Origin of the sequence: Pseudoclavibacter sp. AY1H1, assembly GCF_002931055.1 — a bacterium.
Taxonomy (GTDB): domain Bacteria; phylum Actinomycetota; class Actinomycetes; order Actinomycetales; family Microbacteriaceae; genus Pseudoclavibacter.
Window position 1 is genome coordinate 664639 of record NZ_PSXX01000001.1, and the last position, 16418, is coordinate 681056.

A 16418-nucleotide genomic window follows, 5' to 3' on the forward strand; every position below is an offset into this window, starting at 1 on the left:
CGCACGAGCCGCGTCTAGGCTGGGGCATATGGCAACGGTTCTCGAATTCAACGACGCTACGGTCGTTCGCAACGGTCGTCCGATCCTCGACCATGTCACCTGGTCCGTCGACGAGACGCAGCGCTGGGCGGTGCTCGGCCCGAACGGTGCCGGGAAGTCGACGCTCCTCTCGCTCGCCTCGGCGACGCAGCACCCCACGTCAGGAGAGGTCGACGTGCTCGGGGAGCGCCTCGGCCGGACCAACGTCTTCGACCTTCGTCCTCGCATCGGCGTCGCGTCGAGCGCGATGGCGAGGCGCATCCCCGAAGACGAGCGAGTCATCGACGTCGCGCTGACCGCCTCCTACGCGGTCACGGGCCGATGGAACGAGGCCTACGAGGAGATCGACGAGCGCCGGGCGCAGCGTGTCCTCGAGGAATGGAACCTCGGCGAGTTCGCTGAGCGCGACTTCGGCACGCTCAGCGACGGCGAGCAGAAGCGAACGCTCATCGCACGGGCGATCATGACCGACCCCGAGCTGCTCCTCCTGGACGAGCCCAGCGCGTCCCTCGATCTCGGAGCTCGCGAGAACCTCCTCGCTGCGCTCTCCAGCTTCGCGCAGAGCGAGTTCGCGCCCGCGATCGTCATGGTCACGCACCACGTCGAGGAGATCCCAGTGGGGATCACCCACGTGCTCCTGCTCCGCGAAGGCAAGGTCGTCGCGGCTGGCCCGATCTCCGAGGTGCTCACGAGCTCGAACCTCGAGACGACCTTCGGGCTTCCCCTCCACGTCACCAACGCCCAGGGCCGGTACGCCGCCCGCGCGTCGAACTGACACCCACGGGCTCCTATCTGCTAAAGTTGTCCTTTGGCTCAGGACCCGTGGTCCGATTCTGCTCACCAAACTCGTTGAAGGAACCCTTATGAAGGCTGACGTCCACCCCACCTACAACACGGTGGTGTTCAACGACCTCGCATCGGGGGAGAAGTTCCTCACCCGTTCCACGGTCTCGAGCGCCAAGACGATCGAATGGGAAGACGGCAACACGTACCCAGTCATCGACGTCGAGATCTCCAGCGCCTCGCACCCGTTCTACACGGGCAAGCAGCGCATCATGGACTCCGCAGGTCGTGTTGAGAAGTTCAAGAACCGCTACGCCAAGTTCGGCGGCGGCAGCAAGTAGTCCATTGCTCCACGAAAGGGCGGCACCGTTTCGGTGCCGCCCTTTCGCGCGTCTGCTGGGTGCCTCACCGAGGCCCGTCGCCGGTCAGGGAGCGCTGCGCACCGGCCACGCGCCGTCGGCGGTGAAGTCCGGGTCTCGATTGGCGCGCATGTACGCCTCGAAGTCCCTGGCCTGGTCCGCCGCCCACGTGACCTGCTTCGTGTGCAGCTCCTGGAGCGGCAGCCCGAGTTCCGCGGGATACTTGGCCGCCAGTGCGAGCGCAAGCTGGCCCGCGGCGACGGCGTCGTCACCCGCGGAGTGCGCGTCGATCAGTTCCACGCCATAGAAGAGGGCGGTGTCGGTGAGCGTGCGCTTGCCCTTGCGGTACTTGTCGAGCGCCCGGTCGATGACGAGCGGGTCGACGACCTGCTCGGCGAAGACGATCTGCTCTAGGCCGTGACGCGCGCACTCCCGAGCGAACAGGGTGAGATCGTACGGCGCGTTGTAGATGACCAGCGGAACACGGTGCCGGGCGATCCAGTCGAGCGCAGCCCGAAGCTCCCCGACGACCTCGCCTGCCGGCCGCCCCTCGGACTGGGCGATCTCCGTGGTGATGCCGTGCACAGCCGCCGCGCGCTCGGGGATGGGGACGCCCGGGTCCGCCAGCCAATCCGTGCCGCGCTCGATCGTGCCATCGCCATCGATGAGCCCGACGAACGCCGTCACGATCCGGTCGTTCTCGACATCGATGCCGGTCGTCTCGAGATCGAACACCGCGATCCGCTTCGTCCACTCGGTCATTGCTTCCTCATCCCGCCTCGGCGTCCTCTTGCAGGCACTTCCACCGCGCATCGCACGGGAGCGCCTGAGCACGGCTTCCCGCCCTGCTCGGTACACTCTTGCACGATGCCTTCCTCCGCTCTTGCAGCCACTCCCGAGTCCCCGTCGCTCGCCCGCACAGCGCGTGTCCTGGGCTCCGAATGCGCCTGGTGGGAGATCGGCCCATTGGCCGGCGACGCCCGCGCGACGGTTGTGCTGGTCCACGGCTTCCGCGGCACCCACCACGGGCTGCTCCCCGTCGTGGAACGGCTCCCGGACGTTCGCTTCCTCGCACCCGACCTGCCGGGTTTCGGGGAGTCGCGGCCACTCGCAAGCGGACACACGCTCGACGACTACTCGGCCTGGCTCGAGGCGTTCCTCCATGAGGTCGACCCGAACGGGACCGCCATCGTCCTCGGCCACTCGTTCGGCTCGCTCGTGATCGCCCGGCGCCCCGCCGCGATCGGCGATCGGCGCCTCGTGCTCGTCAACCCCATCGCCGCGCCCGCCCTGGAAGGCCAGCAGGCGATCCTCACGAAGCTCGCGATCTTCTACTACTGGCTCGGCTCGAAGCTGCCAGAGTCGGCGGGCAGGATGCTGCTCTCGCATCCGCTCATCACACGCGTCATGAGCGAGGTCATGGCCAAGACCACCTCGAAGCCGCTCCGAGCCTGGATCCACGCCGAGCATGAACGGCACTTCTCGGACTTCTCCGACCGCGACACGCTCCTCGCCGCGTTCCGTGCATCCGTCTCCGACTCGGTTCTCGCCCATGCACACGAACTGCCAGCGTCCACCGCGCTCATCGCTGGCGCGCTCGACGACATCGCGCCGCTCGAAGCCCAGCTCGAACTCGCGAGGCTCGCCGAGCTGCCGCTGCACGTGATCGCCGGCACGGGACACCTCGTGCACTACGAGACGCCGATCGCAGCCGCCCGCCTGCTCTCCGAGTTCATCGACGAGAACTCCACACCCGACGATGCGGAGCGCAGCCGGTGAAACTGCTCTTCGACTGCAGGTACGTTCGGATCGACCGCCACGACGGCATCTCGCGGTACTCGGCTGAGCTCGTGCGTGCGCTCTCCGAACTGCACCCGGTCACCATGCTCATCTCCGACGAACGACAGCTGCCCATGCTGCCGGACCTTCCGCACGCGCTCATCAGCGCGCCGACGTCGCCAGCGGAGCCGTTCGTCGCTCGCCAGATCAACGCGCTGCGCCCCGAAGTGGTCGTGAGCCCCATGCAGACGATGGGCTCGCTCGGGCGGCACTACGGGCTCATCCTCACGATCCACGACCTCATCTACTACGAGCACCCGAAGCCCCCGCAGTTCCTCCCCTGGTACGTGCGCGCGCTGTGGCGGGTCTACCACCTGTCCTTCTGGCCGCAGCGGCTCCTCCTCGCCGGTGCGGACCAGGTCGCGGTGGTCTCGGCGACGACCCGCGGGCTGCTCGAGTCCAAGAAGCTCACCCGCCGCCCCATCCCGCTCGTGCCCAACGCGCCAGATCGCGCGTTCGTCGCGCCGGCGAGGACCGAGCCGCCGAGCGAGCCCAATCTCGTCTACATGGGCTCCTTCATGCCGTACAAGAACGTCGAGACGCTGGCGCGCGCCATGCGCGACCTGCCTGGCTGGCGACTCCACCTCTGCTCGAAGGCGGATGCGCGCACCCTGGCGGCGCTCGAGGATCTCGCCCCCACGGGTTCGATCGTCGCCCACCAGGGCGTGAGCGATGAGGAGTACCGCGCGCTGCTCGCCAACGCCACCGCCCTCGTGACCGCGTCGAAGAGCGAGGGCTTCGGGCTGCCGCTCGTGGAAGCCATGTCCGCAGGCACACCCGTTCTCGTGAGCGACACCCCGATCTTCCGCGAGGTCGGGGGAGCAGCAGCCGGGTACTTCCCGGCCGATGACGCGGCGCTGCTCGCGACGAAGGCGAGGCAGCTCGACGGCAGCGCGCAGGCGTGGGCCGCCGCCTCAGCTGCTGGCGTGGCGAGGGCCGCCGAGTACGCGTGGGAGCGATCCGCCGCCTCGCTGCTCAGCGCCTGCCAAGAGGTGGCAGAGCAGCGACAGCGCTGACGGCTTCCGGCCGGCCTCGGGGTTCTGGGTCGGCCTAGGAATCCGACGTGAGCCGGGCCGCGAGGTCGGCGAGCGACTCGGAGGTGCCGCCGTCGACGTAGACGAAGGCCAGGTGCTCGATCGCGGCCCCGCCGCGGTTGAACAGCACGACCGGCTTGCCAGCTGCCACGGCGCGATGCACGAGCCTGCGTCCAGTGTTGACGACCAGGGACGTACCGGCGACCAGGAGCGCGTCGGACCCGTCGACGAGGTTGCGGGCACGCTCGGCGACCTCGGGACGAACGACGTCACCGAACATCACGACGTCCGGTTGCAGGATGCCCCCGCAGACCGGGCAGCTCGGGAGCTCCTCGATCTCCGCGCCGCTCGCCTCGGCGTCACCGTCTGGGCGGCTGCTCGCGTCGGCCGCCAGCTCGGCGATGCCGGGGGAGGACTCGATGATGTCGGCGAGCAGCGAGGCCCGTGAGACCTCGTGCCCGCACTGCGTGCAGCTCGCGGTGCGCATGCTGCCGTGGAGCTCGACGACGTTGCGGCTGCCTGCGCGGAGGTGGAGGCCATCCACGTTCTGCGTGGCGACCCCCGTCGTGGCGCCGTGTCGCTCGAGCTCGGCGAGTGCCAGGTGGCCCGCGTTGGGCTCCGCTCCGGAGAACCGTGCCGCACCGAGCGCGGCGCCGGCCCAGTAGCGCCTGCGCGTCGCCTCGTCGGACATGAACTGCTGGATCGTCATGGGCGAGATCCTCGGCGCCTTGCCGTCCCCGCGGTAGTCGGGGATGCCCGAGTCCGTCGAGAGCCCGGCTCCGGTGAGCACCGCGAACGCCCGATCCGCCAGCACATCCGCGGCACGTGCAAGACCCTCAGCTCGCGACCGCTCCGCCATGGCACCGCCCGCTTCTGACAGGATTGCCTCCATGCGCCTGACCCCTCTCCAATCGACCGATTGGCCACGTGCGGCCCCATCCGTCCGTTCACTCGAACAGTCTGGACTCGACGACTATTCCCGCCTGACCGACGTGGCCCTCCGCCGTCGCCTCGAGCCGGAAGGTGGCCTCTACCTCGCCGAGTCGCCGAAGGTCATCGAGCGGGCGCTGCGAGCCGGCCACACGCCCCGTTCCCTCCTCCTCATGGAGCAGTGGCTCCCAACCGTCGAGCCACTGCTCGAGGCGTTCCCCGACGTGCCCGTGTACGTCGGTTCCAGCGAGCAGCTCGAGCAGCTGACCGGCTTCCGCATGCACCGGGGAGCCCTGGCCTCGATGCACAGGCCCCCGCTGCTCGACCCCGCAGACCTGCTCGCGACGGCGAAGACCGTCGTGGTGCTCGAGGATCTCGTGGATCACACGAACGTCGGCGCGGTGTTCCGGGCTGCTGCCGGTCTCGGGGCCGACGCGGTGCTCGTCACCCAGGAATGCGCCGATCCCCTCTACCGGCGCAGTGTGCGGGTCAGCATGGGCACCGTCTTCCAGGTGCCGTGGACCCGGCTGCCGGTGTGGCGGGAGGCAGCCACGCTGTTCGCAGACGCCGGCTTCGACGTCGCAGCGCTCGCCCTGGACGACGACGCCGTCTCGCTCCGGGACTACGCCGCGGACCGTCCCGAGCGCGTCGCGATCCTGCTCGGCACGGAGGGGGACGGCCTGAGTCGCGGCGCCCTCAGCGCTGCGACGACGACCGTCACGATTCCGATGCTCCACGGCGTCGACTCGCTCAACGTCGCTGCGGCGAGTGCCGTCGCGCTCTACGCGCTCACCGGGTAGGGCTCTGCGCGCTCACCCGAGAGGGGAGTCGATGTCGGTGCCGAAAGAGAAGGGCTCGGCGAACGGACGCTTCGCGATCACGTTGTCGCCCGATGACTCGTTCCTGAGGCGACGCAGCACCCACGGAACGAGGTGCTCTCTCGCCCACACCATGTCCTGCGCGCGGGCCTCGCGCCACCGAGAGGGACGGGCCGGTGCAGGCTGCATCGCCACGAGCTCGTTCTCGACGTTCAACGCGGCGAGCACCATGCGAGCCACCTCGTGGTGCCCGTAGGCGTTGAGGTGCAGGCGGTCGCTGACCCACATGCTGGGGCGCTGGATGGAGCGAAGCGCCCACTGGTCGGCGACGATGCAGTCGTGGTACTCGGCGATCCCGCGGATGTGCTCGTTGTAGATGGCGATCTTGCCGCGCATCGATGAGAATACCGGCGCGAACTTCGTGTCCACCCCGGTGAACACCACGACGGTGGCGCCGCTGGCACGCAGCGAGCCGACGAGTCGCGAGAACCGCGCGGCGATCGCGTCCGGGTCCGCGCCCGGGCGGATGATGTCGTTCCCACCAGCGGAGACCGTCACGAGGTCGGGCTTCAGCTCGAGCGCCGGCCCGAGCTGCTCCTCGGCGATCTGATCCAGCAGTCGGCCGCGGATGGCCAGGTTCGCGTAGGCGAAGTCGGAGCGGTGTGCGGCGAGTTCCTCTGCCACACGATCGGCCCAGCCGCGGAGACCGCCTGGAGCGGTCGGCTCAGGGTCGCCGACGCCCTCGGTGAAGGAATCGCCGATCGCCACGTAGCGGCTCCAGGGTATGAGTTCGGGTTCTGACATCTCGCCGTTTCTCTCCTCGATCGGAACTGAAGACTAGACCGTCACAGACGCTGACGTGGTCATCGAGGTCGAAGCCGTGACGAGTACCGTGGTGGACATGCCAGCTTCAGACCCGAGATCCATTTTGGCCGATGACCTGCTCGAGGTGCTCAATCAGCGCGCGAGCCGCCACGACGCGGAGAACTCCTTCCCCGCGGACGACCTCGAGGCGCTCCGCGAGATCGGCTACCTGCGGCTGCTGGTTCCTCGCGACTTCGGCGGCACGGGAGCATCCCTCGAGCAGGCCGTGCGATGCCAGGCACGTCTCGCGGCCGCGGCTCCAGCGACGGCCCTCGCCGTGAACATGCACCACGTGGTCGCCGGCATCGCCCGCGCGAGGCACGAGGCGGGCGAAGGGGCCCTCGACTGGATGCTGCGCGAGATCGTCGCGGGGGAGACCTACGCGCTCGCCATCTCCGAGATCGGCAACGACGCCGTCCTCTACGACTCGAATGTCCGTGCCGAGCCGGAGGCCGACGGCGGCTACCGGCTGCACGGCATGAAGATCTTCACCTCGCTCTCTCCCGTCTGGACGAGCCTCGTGACCTTCGGCCGCGACGACACCGGAGCGGAGCCGGCTCTCGTCCACGGAGTGCTGCGACGCGGCGACGACGGCGTGCGCATCCACGATGACTGGGACACGCTCGGCATGCGGGGGACGCAGAGCTGCTCCACCTCCCTGGACGGTGCCCGTATCCCCGCCGAGCGCGTCATCGCTCGGCTCCCGGTCGGACCGAGCAGCGAACCGCACATCTTCGCCGTTCACTCGAACTTCCTCCTCCTCGTCGCCTCGTGCTACGTCGGGATCGGCGACCGCGCGCTCGAGCTGGCGATCGAGGCCGCCGAGCACCGGACGAGCTCGACGCAGGGCGGGATCCGTCTCGCCGACGACGTGCAGGTTCGAGAGGAAATCGCCAGGATGAGCATTCGACAGCTCGCAGCGCGTACCCTCGTTGAGTCCATCGCTCGCGATGTCGACGAGGGGGTGCCTCACGGCGACGCCTGGTTCGCGCGCCTGACGATGGCGAAGTACGAGGCGGTGGCCGCCGCGGCGACCACGACGCAGGACGCGCTCGGGATTGTCGGCGGCAGCGGCTACCGTTCCGGACATGAGCTCGCGCGACTGCTGCGCGACGTGCTCGCAGGCGGTTTGCACCCGTCGAACGAGCGAGCCGTGCGCCGGCTGCACGCCAGCCACCGACTCGGACCAATCCAAGACCCACCCGCACGGCGCTGACCGGGCGACTGCCCTGAGAGGAACTCGACGCAGCCATGACCGAACGCGAAGCCGTCCAGGAAGCTCATCCCTCCAGCCACGACGGCTCACGCTACGGTCACCAGGTCGGCACCTTCGCTGCCGAGCACCTCTCCCCGTCGTTCCCGCAGCGAGCGCCGTGGGGCACCGCCGGGAGGCTGCGTGCCTGGCAGGCTGAGGCGCTCGACGTCTACTTCGAGTCCGAGCCTCGAGACTTCCTCGCCTCCGCGACGCCAGGCGCTGGCAAGACGACCTTCGCCCTGCGACTCGCCACCGAGCTCCTCCAGCGCCGCTCCGTCGATCGCATCACGATCGTCGCGCCGACCGACCACCTCAAGACGCAGTGGGCGGAGGCTGCCGCTCGAGTCGGCCTTCGCATCGACCCGCGCTACGGCAACAACCAGGGCATCCACTCACGTCAGTTCCACGGCGTGGCCGTGACCTACGCGCAGGTCGCGATGAAGCCGAGCGTGCACAGCCACCTGACGGCCTCCGGACGCACGCTCGTCATCCTCGACGAGGTGCACCATGGCGGAGACGCGCTGAGCTGGGGAGACGCGATCCGCGAGGCCTTCGGACACGCCGACCGCCGACTCTCGCTCACGGGAACGCCCTTCCGCTCCGACTCCGCGCCGATCCCGTTCGTCACCTACGCCCCGAATGAGGACGGCATCCGCACATCCCTCACCGACTACTCCTACGGGTACGGCCGTGCGCTCGAGGACGGCGTCGTGCGCCCAGTGCTCTTCATGTCCTACGCCGGCAACGTGCGGTGGCGCGACACGCAGGGGGAGGAGATGTCAGCGGGCCTCGCGGAGGACAACACGAAGGACATCGTCTCCCAGGCGTGGCGCACCGCCCTCGACCACGAAGGGCAGTGGATCCCCCAGGTCCTGCAGGCGGCCGACCAGCGCCTCAGCGAGGTCCGCCAGGAAGTCCCGGATGCCGGCGGCCTCGTCATCGCCACCGACCACGCGGCGGCAAAGGGCTACGCGGCGATCCTGAAGACCATCACGGGAACCAAGCCCGCGCTCATCCTCTCCGACGACAAGGGCGCGTCCGACCGCATCACCGAGTTCTCCGCGAGCGACGAGCGGTGGATGGTCGCCGTCCGCATGGTGTCGGAGGGCGTCGACGTGCCTCGGCTCGCTGTGGGCGTCTACGCAACCAACGCGTCGACGCCGATGTTCTTCGCACAGGCCATCGGCCGCTTTGTGCGCGCCCGCAAGAAGGGCGAGACCGCGACGGTCTTCGTGCCGAGCGTGCCGCAGCTCACGAAGCTCGCGCACGCGCTGGAGATGGAGCGCAACCACGCGCTCGATCGGCTCGCTGACGCCGACGACTCCCGCGCTCCGGAAGAAGACATGATGGCCGCCGCCGAGCGGCCGGACAAGACCTCGGACGAGCTCGGGAAGTTCACGTTCGAGGCGATCTCGAGCGAGGCGCTGTTCGACAAGGTCCTCTACGACGGCGGCGATTTCGGCTACGCGGCCGAAGTCGGCAGCGAGGAGGAGCTGGAGTTCCTCGGGCTGCCCGGGATCCTCGACGCCGACCAGGTGCGGTCGGTGCTGTCCCAGCGCCAGGCGAAGCAGGGGCGCATCCAGGAGTCGCGCGTGAAGGCAGGCCCACCGGCTCCCGCGCCGCCCCAGGCGCTCCACCGAACCCTGAAGGAGCAGCGAACGCTGCTCAACAGCCTCGTCTCGGTCTACGCGAAGCAGTCGGGGGAGCCGCACGGCATCGTGCACGCGGAGCTGCGACGCAGCTGCGGGGGGCCAGCGGTGGGACAGGCGACCGTGTCGCAGATCCAGGCGCGTATCGACGTGCTCCGGCGGCGCATGCGCTCCTGAGCCGTCAGCCGACCTGAGCGCGCGCGCCTTCAGGCCGAGTGGCCGCCGCGGTGCACCCGCCCGCGGATCTTCACGACCAGGAACCAGATGATCGCGCCTCCCACGAGGGCGTACACGAGGTACTTGAGCGCGTCTGCGTAGATGAGGATCTGCTCCCAGGAGTCGCCGAGCAGGTAGCCGGCCATCACGAACACGGTGTTCCAGATCGCGGAGCCGGCGAGCGTCAGCAGGCCGAACTGGAGTGCGGGCATCCGCTCGATGCCGGCCGGTATCGAGATCAGACTCCGGAAGATCGGCAGGAACCGGCCGAAGAAGACGGCCTTCTTGCCGTGCTTCTTGAACCAGTTGGTCGTCTTGACGACGTCGGCCGCGTCGACGAGAGGGATCTTCCGAGCGAGCCACACCATGCGGTTGTGTCCGAGCCAGCGACCGAGCCAGTACAGGGCATAGGCGCCGACCACCGAGCCGATCGTGGTCCAGATGATGGCCTCGAGCACGGAGAACTTGCCCTGGTGCGCTGCCAAGCCCGCCAGCGGAAGGATGATCTCGGACGGGATAGGCGGGAAGAGGTTCTCCAGCGCGACGGCGATGCCGGCGCCAGGAGCCCCGATGGTTCCCATGATCTCGATCGCCCAATCGGAGATGACCCCGAAGATGCCGCCGGTCGCCTCATCGACGGCGCTCCCTCCTGAGCTGGCGGCGTGGAGGAGTGTCGTGGCGAGGCCAGGCATGGTTCGAGGAGGTCCTTCTCGGTCTGGGAGCGTGGAGGCAGTTCATGCGCCAATCGCTCGTCACAGTGCTGCGCTCCCAAACTACCCGACCGCTCCACGGCCCCCTCTCAGCTGTGCGGGGCGCCGAGCTTTCGCCACACGCGATTGCGGTAGACGACCCCGTCGTCCTCCAGCGGGGCGCCAGCGCTCCCATCCCTGGCCTCGACGATGTCCAGGACGACAAGAACCGCGCCGTCCACGTCGAGCGTGCTGCGGACGCTGCCACGCGCCCAGCGCGTGACGGCCCTGTAGTGCGGTTCTCCGCTCGGCAGATAGCCCCAGCTGTCTCGGTCTGCGAAGCGGTCGATACCGCTCGTGGCGGCCACCTGGGCCACCGCGAGCGACGCCTCGTCGATGAAGTGCACGAGCACGCTGGACGATCCCAGGATTCCGGGCGTCGCCGACGAGGCCTTCGACAGCGAGAAGGCGACAAGCGCGGGGGAAGCGTTGACCGACGTGAGCGAAGTGATCGTCATCGCGACCGGACCGGCTTCGCTCTCGGCCGTGAGCACCGCGACACCCGAGGGGTGCTGGCGGAACAGCGAGCGGAAGCTCTCGGAGAGCTCGGTCTGATCGATCTGCGTGTGGTTCGCGAGCGACGTGGTTTCAGCGGGCACTGGTGCACTCCTGGGATGACGGTGGATGGGCCTCATCGAGCGTCACCCGCAGAGCGTGTCCTGGCAAGCCAACGTTGCCGAGTGTTTCCCTCCGCGCCGTCTCACTACGCAGTGCGTCAGGAAGCGAATCGCAGATGACCTGAGGGACGAAACAGGAAGCTGCGGCAGGGAACACGAAAGGCCCGGGAGAAAACTCCCGGGCCTTTCAACCTGTGCGCGAGGGGGGACTTGAACCCCCACGCCCTAATACGGGCACTAGCACCTCAAGCTAGCGCGTCTGCCATTTCCGCCACCCGCGCAGGTTGTGCTGTTGAGCACGAGGAGAAACATTACCAGGATTCCGGCGAAACGCTAATCGAGGCCGAAAAGCGTGCATCCCGGGCGCGTCGCAGGGACTATCTGGGGGACTCCGCGGCGGTAGCGTTGGGGCATGGCTGACTCCCTCGAACTCGATCCGACCGTCACGACGACCCAGGACCTCATCCGCCTCGACACCACGAACTACGGCGAAGGCCGCTCCAAGGGCGAGACCGAGGCTGCGCAGTACCTGGAGGCGCGGCTCCAGGCTCTCGGTCTGGACGTCACGACGATCGAGGCGGCCCCAGGACGCCCGAGCATCTTCACGCGCATCCCGGGGCGCAACCCGGAGAAGCCGGCGCTCGTCGTGCACGGACACACTGATGTCGTCCCGGCGGAAGCTGGCAACTGGAGCGTCGACCCATTCGCCGGCGTCATCAAGGACGGCCTCCTGTGGGGGCGCGGTGCCGTCGACATGAAGAACATGGACGCCATGATCCTGACCGCCGTCGAGGAGATCCTCGGCGCGGGCGAGCTGCCGGAGCGCGAGCTGGTCCTCGCGTTCTTCGCCGACGAGGAGAACGGCGGCCAGTTCGGATCCGAGCCCATCGCCCGCGACCATCCGGAGCTCTTCGCTGGCGCGACGCAGGCGATCTCCGAGGTCGGCGGCTACTCGATCACGGTCGGCGGCAAACGCGCCTACCTGCTGCAGACGGGGGAGAAGGCGCTCCTGTGGCTGCGGCTCCACGCCAAGGGGAGGGCGGCTCACGGCTCACGGGTCATCCCTGCTGAGGAGAACGCCGTGACGCGCCTGGCCCAGGCCATCGCGAAGCTCGGCTCCCACGAGTGGCCGGTGCTCCTCAACGACACGACCTCCTCGATGATCACGGAGCTCGCTCGCCTCCTCGAGGTCGACCCGCAGGAGACCACGCCGGGTGCAATCGTCCTCGCGACCGGCAGCGCGTCTGGGTTCCTCACGGCCAGCCTCCGCTCGACGACGAACCCAACGATGCTGAACGCCGGCTACAAGCACAACGTCATCCCGGAGTCGGCGAGCGTCGCCATCGACGCGCGGCCCTTCCCCGGAGCCGAGGACGAGCTCCTCGCGGAGATCCAGGCCATCGTCGGCGACGACATCGAGATCGAGACCGTGTTCCGAGGCATCGGCACGCAGGCTCCCGTCTCGGGCCCGATCGTCGACGCGGCGACGGCGGCCCTGCAGCGGCACGACCCCGAAGCCGTCGTCGTGCCGTACTTCCTCTCCGGCGGAACCGACAACAAGGCGCTCGCGACGCTCGGCATCGAGGGCTACGGCTTCGCCCCGCTCCGCCTCCCTGAGGGCATCGACTTCCCCGCGATGTTCCACGGCGTCGACGAGCGCGTGCCGCTCGAGTCGCTGGTCTTCGGACGCAAGGTGCTCGGGGACTTCCTGCGCAGCTACTGAGCGCTCGGTGGGCGTGCTCGATCCGGGCACGCCCGCTCTCCGCATCCATTCGGCTCCGGGGTGCCATCCGCGCCTGACTGCCGGATTCGTGTTAGCGTGCGCCGGGCCCGACGTGACCTCGACCGCGGCCGCAGCAGGAAATCTCTCTCGAAAAGGCAGTGGCAATGAACTGGTTTGACGCCGTCATCCTCGGACTCGTGCAGGCGCTCACTGAGTTCCTCCCGATCTCCTCGAGCGCGCACATCCGCATCGTCGGCGAGTGGATCGGCGTGCAGGACCCTGGGGCGACGTTCACCGCCATCATCCAGCTGGGCACCGAGGCCGCCGTCCTGGTCTACTTCTGGGGCGACATCAAGCGCATCATCTCGCGCTGGTTCGGCTCGCTTCGCGGCAGCGTTCCGCGGAGCGACCCAGATGCGCGCATGGGCTGGCTCATCATCTTCGGCTCGATCCCGATCGTCGTCCTCGGCTTCCTGCTGCAGAGCCTGATCCGGGACCAGTTCAGGTCGCTCTGGATCGTGGCGTTCACGCTCATCATCTTCGGCGTCATCCTCGGCCTCGCCGACATCTTCGGGAAGCGCGCGAAGGCGCTGCAGGACCTCAACACGAGGGACGGCATCGTCTACGGGTTCGCTCAGGCGCTCGCCCTCATCCCCGGCGTCTCCCGCTCTGGCGGCACGATCACGGCCGGACGCATCATGGGCTACGACCGCCCGTCGGCCGCCCGCTACAGCTTCCTCCTGGCCGTGCCAGCCGTCTTCGGCTCCGGCTTCTACGAGCTCGTCTCCGCGTTCGGGGAGACGGAGGGCGCGCAGGCGCCCGTCGTCGGAACGATCATCGCGACGATCATCTCGTTCGTGGTCGGCCTCGTGGTCATCAAGTACCTCATGGCGTACCTCAACAAGGGCAGCTTCCTGCCCTTCGTGGTGTACCGCATCGCGCTCGGCACGCTCATCATCATCCTGCTGTCGTTCGGGCTCATGGACCCGACGAGCGGTGCCGCCTGACGCTGACACGCGGTGGGGAGTCCCACTCGACGGTCAAGGCTGGGGCGCGACATAGGATGTCCCGGTGCGAACCGTTCCCTCGTGGCCCATCCCTGCAGTCCCCTCGGTAGCCGGCAACGGCGGTGGTCCGATCAGGGTCTTCGACTCGGCGAGCGGACGTGTGCAGGACACCGTCACCCCCGATGGGATCGCGACCCTCTATGTCTGCGGGATCACCCCATACGACGCGACGCACCTCGGCCACGCGGCCACGTATCTCGCGTTCGACACCCTCGGACGCGCCTGGCGCGATGCGGGTCTCGAGGTCAGGTACGCGCAGAACATCACGGACGTCGACGACCCGCTCCTCGAGCGCGCCGCCAAGACGGGGCGCGACTGGCAGGAGATCGCGACCTCGCAGACCGACCTCTTCCGCTCGGACATGGCCGCGCTTCGTGTGCTGCCGCCCGACGCGTACGTGCGGGTGCAGGACAGCATCGCCGAGACGGGCGAGGCCATCGCGAAGCTCATCGACGCGGGACTCGCCTACCGGGTTGCCGTCGCGAGCGACGCGGCTCCCGCTGCCGTCACCGAGCTCGGCGACGTGTACTACGACGTCGCGGCCGCCGAGACCGCCAGCAGCTGGACGATGGGCGACGTCTCCGGGTACACCCCAGCCGAGATGGAAGCCGCCTTCCTCGAGTTCGGGGGAGACCCGGACCGTGAAGGCAAGCACGGCCCCTTCGATCCGCTGCTCTGGCGCAGCGCGCGCGACGGCGAGCCCGCCTTCGAGAGCGCCGTGGGACTCGGTCGTCCCGGTTGGCACATCGAGTGCTCCGTCATCGCGACGCGCACGCTCGGGGCCCCGATCTCGGTGCAGGGCGGCGGCCGCGACCTTCGCTTCCCCCACCACGAGCTCTCGGCCGCGCACGCCATCTCGCTGACCTCGGCTGACTCGAACGGCTCGGCCGACGACTTCGCCCGCGCGTACGCGCATGCTGGCCTCATCGCCTACGACGGAACCAAGATGTCGAAGTCCCTCGGCAACCTCGTGCTCGTCTCGAGGCTCACCGCCGATGGGGTCGATCCCATGGCGATCAGGCTCGCGATGCTCTCCCACCACTACCGGAGCGACTGGGAGTGGACCGACGCGGAACTCGAGCGCTCGAGTGAGCGCCTGTCTGCCTGGCGTGAGCGAGCACGGCGGTCGATCGCCGGAGGAGTCCCGTCCGAGCAGAGCAGCTTCGTCACGCGGATGCGGGCGGCGATCGCCGAGGATCTGAACACCCCAGCGGTCGTCGAGATCGTCGACGAGTGGGTGCAGGCGCCTCCGGCCGCCGGAGACGGCGACGTCGTCAGGCTCGTCGACGCCCTCCTGGGTGTGAGCCTCACCAGCGAGTAGCTCCGAGCGGGTCCCGGCCCGGGACCAGCTCCTTGGCTGGGTCAGTCCTCGGAGTCCTCGGGTGCCTCGGCCTCCTCCGCGGCAGGAGACTCCGACTCGGCGGCGTCCGCATCCTGATCGTCACCCTCGGGCGCCACTCGGCGATCGCCTCCCATGGGCCGCTGCGCGGTCCCGGAGAGATCCGTCGGGAACGCTCCTGGCCCCGGCTGCGGCTTCTTCCCGGCCGCCTGCTCGAGGAAGCGCTCGAACTCCTGCGCGATCGCCTCACCGGACGCCTCAGGCGCCTCGACCATGTCGCGCGTGCGCTCGAGGTAGCCGACGTACTGCGCGATCTCCTCGTCCTGCGCAGTCGCCTCCGTCACCTCCGCCTCCCATTCCGCGGACTCGGTGACGAGTTCGCCGTGGGGAATCGAGACATCGACGATCTCGGTGAGACGGTCGACGAGGGCGAGCGTGGCCTTCGGCGAGGGCGAGTGGTGCGCGTAGTGGGGAACGGAAGCCCAGAGCGAGAGCACCAGCATGCCGCGCGAACGCGCTTCCTCGCCGATCGCCGACAGCACTCCCGTCGGACCCTCGTACTCGCTGCGGTCGATGTCGAGCTCCTCGCGGACCGCCGCGTCGTCGCTCGACATGAAGATCGTGATGGGTCTGGTGTGCGGCACGTCAGCGAGGAGCGCCCCGACGAGCACGACGCGCGTGATGCCCTCCCGCTCGCACAGGTCGACGACGTGCTTCGTGAAGCTCCGCCACCGCAGCGTCGGCTCGGGCCCGATGAGCACGAAGACGTTCTCACCGTTGTCGGAGCTCACCGAGAGCCCCGCATCTGCTGCGAGCTCGGTGGTCTCGGCCGGGGCGTCCGTCGCCGAGGCCTCACGCAGCGGGATGCCGCTGAAGGCGACGCTCGGCCATTGGATCTTCCGGATCCCCTCCACACCAGCCTTCATGACCGGGCGGTGGATCGAGTAGTCGAAGAAAGACTCGTCGTCGATGTCCTCGATGAGGCGGTCCGCGCCGATAGCCTCCTGCAGCGATCGGACGGCGCTCGATGCCGCGTCGCCCGCGTCGTTCCAGCCGAGCAGGGCGACCACCAGCAGTCTGCCTCGCGCAAATGGTGTGGTGGCCTCGCTGTGATCCGTCACCGTGCTCCTCGCCATG

16 protein-coding genes and 1 tRNA gene are annotated in these 16418 nt (G+C 68.7%); 10 read left to right on the forward strand and 7 right to left on the reverse strand.

Annotation, left to right across the window (positions count from 1 at the left end):
- Window positions 1–28: 28 nt before the first annotated feature.
- Entirely contained in the window at window positions 29–814 is a 786-nt protein-coding gene (locus tag C5E05_RS03185) for an ABC transporter ATP-binding protein (RefSeq protein ID WP_104241199.1), read from the forward strand.
- Between the two features lie 88 nt (window positions 815–902).
- On the forward strand, window positions 903–1163 hold the full coding sequence (locus C5E05_RS03190; RefSeq protein ID WP_068481959.1) for a type B 50S ribosomal protein L31: 261 nt from the start codon (window positions 903–905) through the stop codon (window positions 1161–1163).
- Window positions 1164–1247: 84 nt separating this feature from the next.
- Here C5E05_RS03190 and C5E05_RS03195 read toward each other — a convergent pair whose 3' ends face one another.
- Complete coding sequence (locus tag C5E05_RS03195; protein WP_104241198.1) at window positions 1248–1943, reverse strand: exonuclease domain-containing protein; 696 nt, start codon at window positions 1941–1943, stop codon at window positions 1248–1250.
- Window positions 1944–2048: 105 nt separating this feature from the next.
- On the opposite strand from C5E05_RS03195, the gene C5E05_RS03200 reads away from it, so the two are divergent.
- Both C5E05_RS03200 and C5E05_RS03205 read left to right on the forward strand, forming a co-directional pair.
- Window positions 2049–2960: an alpha/beta fold hydrolase gene (locus tag C5E05_RS03200; protein ID WP_104341080.1), complete on the forward strand. Its 912-nt coding sequence runs from the start codon at window positions 2049–2051 to the stop codon at window positions 2958–2960.
- Window positions 2957–4036, forward strand: a complete 1080-nt coding sequence (locus C5E05_RS03205; protein WP_104341081.1) for a glycosyltransferase family 1 protein — start codon at window positions 2957–2959, stop codon at window positions 4034–4036. Before C5E05_RS03200 ends, C5E05_RS03205 begins: the two co-directional genes overlap by 4 nt.
- Before the next feature lie 34 nt (window positions 4037–4070).
- Here the strand turns inward: C5E05_RS03205 and C5E05_RS03210 are convergent, their stop codons facing one another.
- Window positions 4071–4946 carry a Sir2 family NAD-dependent protein deacetylase gene (locus tag C5E05_RS03210; RefSeq protein WP_228496561.1) on the reverse strand — a complete coding sequence of 292 codons (876 nt, stop codon included), beginning with the start codon at window positions 4944–4946 and terminating at the stop codon, window positions 4071–4073.
- Here C5E05_RS03210 and C5E05_RS03215 point away from each other — a divergent pair.
- Window positions 4945–5784, forward strand: coding sequence for an RNA methyltransferase (locus C5E05_RS03215; protein ID WP_104241194.1), 840 nt, complete (start codon window positions 4945–4947; stop codon window positions 5782–5784). The genes C5E05_RS03210 and C5E05_RS03215 overlap by 2 nt on opposite strands.
- Window positions 5785–5796: 12 nt before the next feature.
- On the opposite strand, the gene C5E05_RS03220 is transcribed toward C5E05_RS03215, so the two are convergent.
- Window positions 5797–6606 carry an SGNH/GDSL hydrolase family protein gene (locus C5E05_RS03220; protein ID WP_104341082.1) on the reverse strand — a complete coding sequence of 270 codons (810 nt, stop codon included), beginning with the start codon at window positions 6604–6606 and terminating at the stop codon, window positions 5797–5799.
- A gap of 97 nt (window positions 6607–6703) precedes the next feature.
- On the opposite strand from C5E05_RS03220, the gene C5E05_RS03225 reads away from it, so the two are divergent.
- Together C5E05_RS03225 and C5E05_RS03230 are read left to right on the forward strand one after the other, a co-directional pair.
- Window positions 6704–7882 (forward strand): acyl-CoA dehydrogenase family protein, encoded by a 1179-nt coding sequence (locus C5E05_RS03225; protein ID WP_104341203.1) that lies wholly within the window; start codon window positions 6704–6706, stop codon window positions 7880–7882.
- A 35-nt stretch (window positions 7883–7917) separates the two neighbouring features.
- Window positions 7918–9747 carry a DEAD/DEAH box helicase gene (locus tag C5E05_RS03230; protein ID WP_104241192.1) on the forward strand — a complete coding sequence of 610 codons (1830 nt, stop codon included), beginning with the start codon at window positions 7918–7920 and terminating at the stop codon, window positions 9745–9747.
- A 29-nt stretch (window positions 9748–9776) separates the two neighbouring features.
- Here C5E05_RS03230 and C5E05_RS03235 read toward each other — a convergent pair whose 3' ends face one another.
- From C5E05_RS03235 to C5E05_RS03245, 3 genes are all read right to left on the reverse strand, one after another.
- Window positions 9777–10478 carry a DedA family protein gene (locus C5E05_RS03235; RefSeq protein WP_104341083.1) on the reverse strand — a complete coding sequence of 234 codons (702 nt, stop codon included), beginning with the start codon at window positions 10476–10478 and terminating at the stop codon, window positions 9777–9779.
- A gap of 107 nt (window positions 10479–10585) precedes the next feature.
- Window positions 10586–11134: a flavin reductase family protein gene (locus C5E05_RS03240; protein WP_181059330.1), complete on the reverse strand. Its 549-nt coding sequence runs from the start codon at window positions 11132–11134 to the stop codon at window positions 10586–10588.
- Between the two features lie 213 nt (window positions 11135–11347).
- Window positions 11348–11433, reverse strand: a tRNA-Leu gene (locus C5E05_RS03245).
- Between the two features lie 131 nt (window positions 11434–11564).
- Between C5E05_RS03245 and C5E05_RS03250 the strand changes: the two genes are divergently transcribed.
- From C5E05_RS03250 to mshC, 3 genes are all read left to right on the forward strand, one after another.
- The gene (locus tag C5E05_RS03250) at window positions 11565–12875 is read left to right on the forward strand and encodes a M20/M25/M40 family metallo-hydrolase (protein ID WP_104341084.1); all 1311 of its coding nucleotides are present in this window, start codon (window positions 11565–11567) and stop codon (window positions 12873–12875) included.
- Window positions 12876–13039: 164 nt separating this feature from the next.
- Entirely contained in the window at window positions 13040–13882 is an 843-nt protein-coding gene (locus C5E05_RS03255; RefSeq protein WP_104241188.1) for an undecaprenyl-diphosphate phosphatase, read from the forward strand.
- A gap of 64 nt (window positions 13883–13946) precedes the next feature.
- The gene (gene mshC / locus C5E05_RS03260) at window positions 13947–15263 is read left to right on the forward strand and encodes a cysteine--1-D-myo-inosityl 2-amino-2-deoxy-alpha-D-glucopyranoside ligase (protein WP_104341085.1); all 1317 of its coding nucleotides are present in this window, start codon (window positions 13947–13949) and stop codon (window positions 15261–15263) included.
- 41 nt (window positions 15264–15304) lie between these two features.
- On the opposite strand, the gene C5E05_RS03265 is transcribed toward mshC, so the two are convergent.
- Window positions 15305–16402, reverse strand: a complete 1098-nt coding sequence (locus C5E05_RS03265) for a proteasome assembly chaperone family protein (protein ID WP_258064745.1) — start codon at window positions 16400–16402, stop codon at window positions 15305–15307.
- Between the last annotated feature and the right edge of the window lie 16 nt (window positions 16403–16418).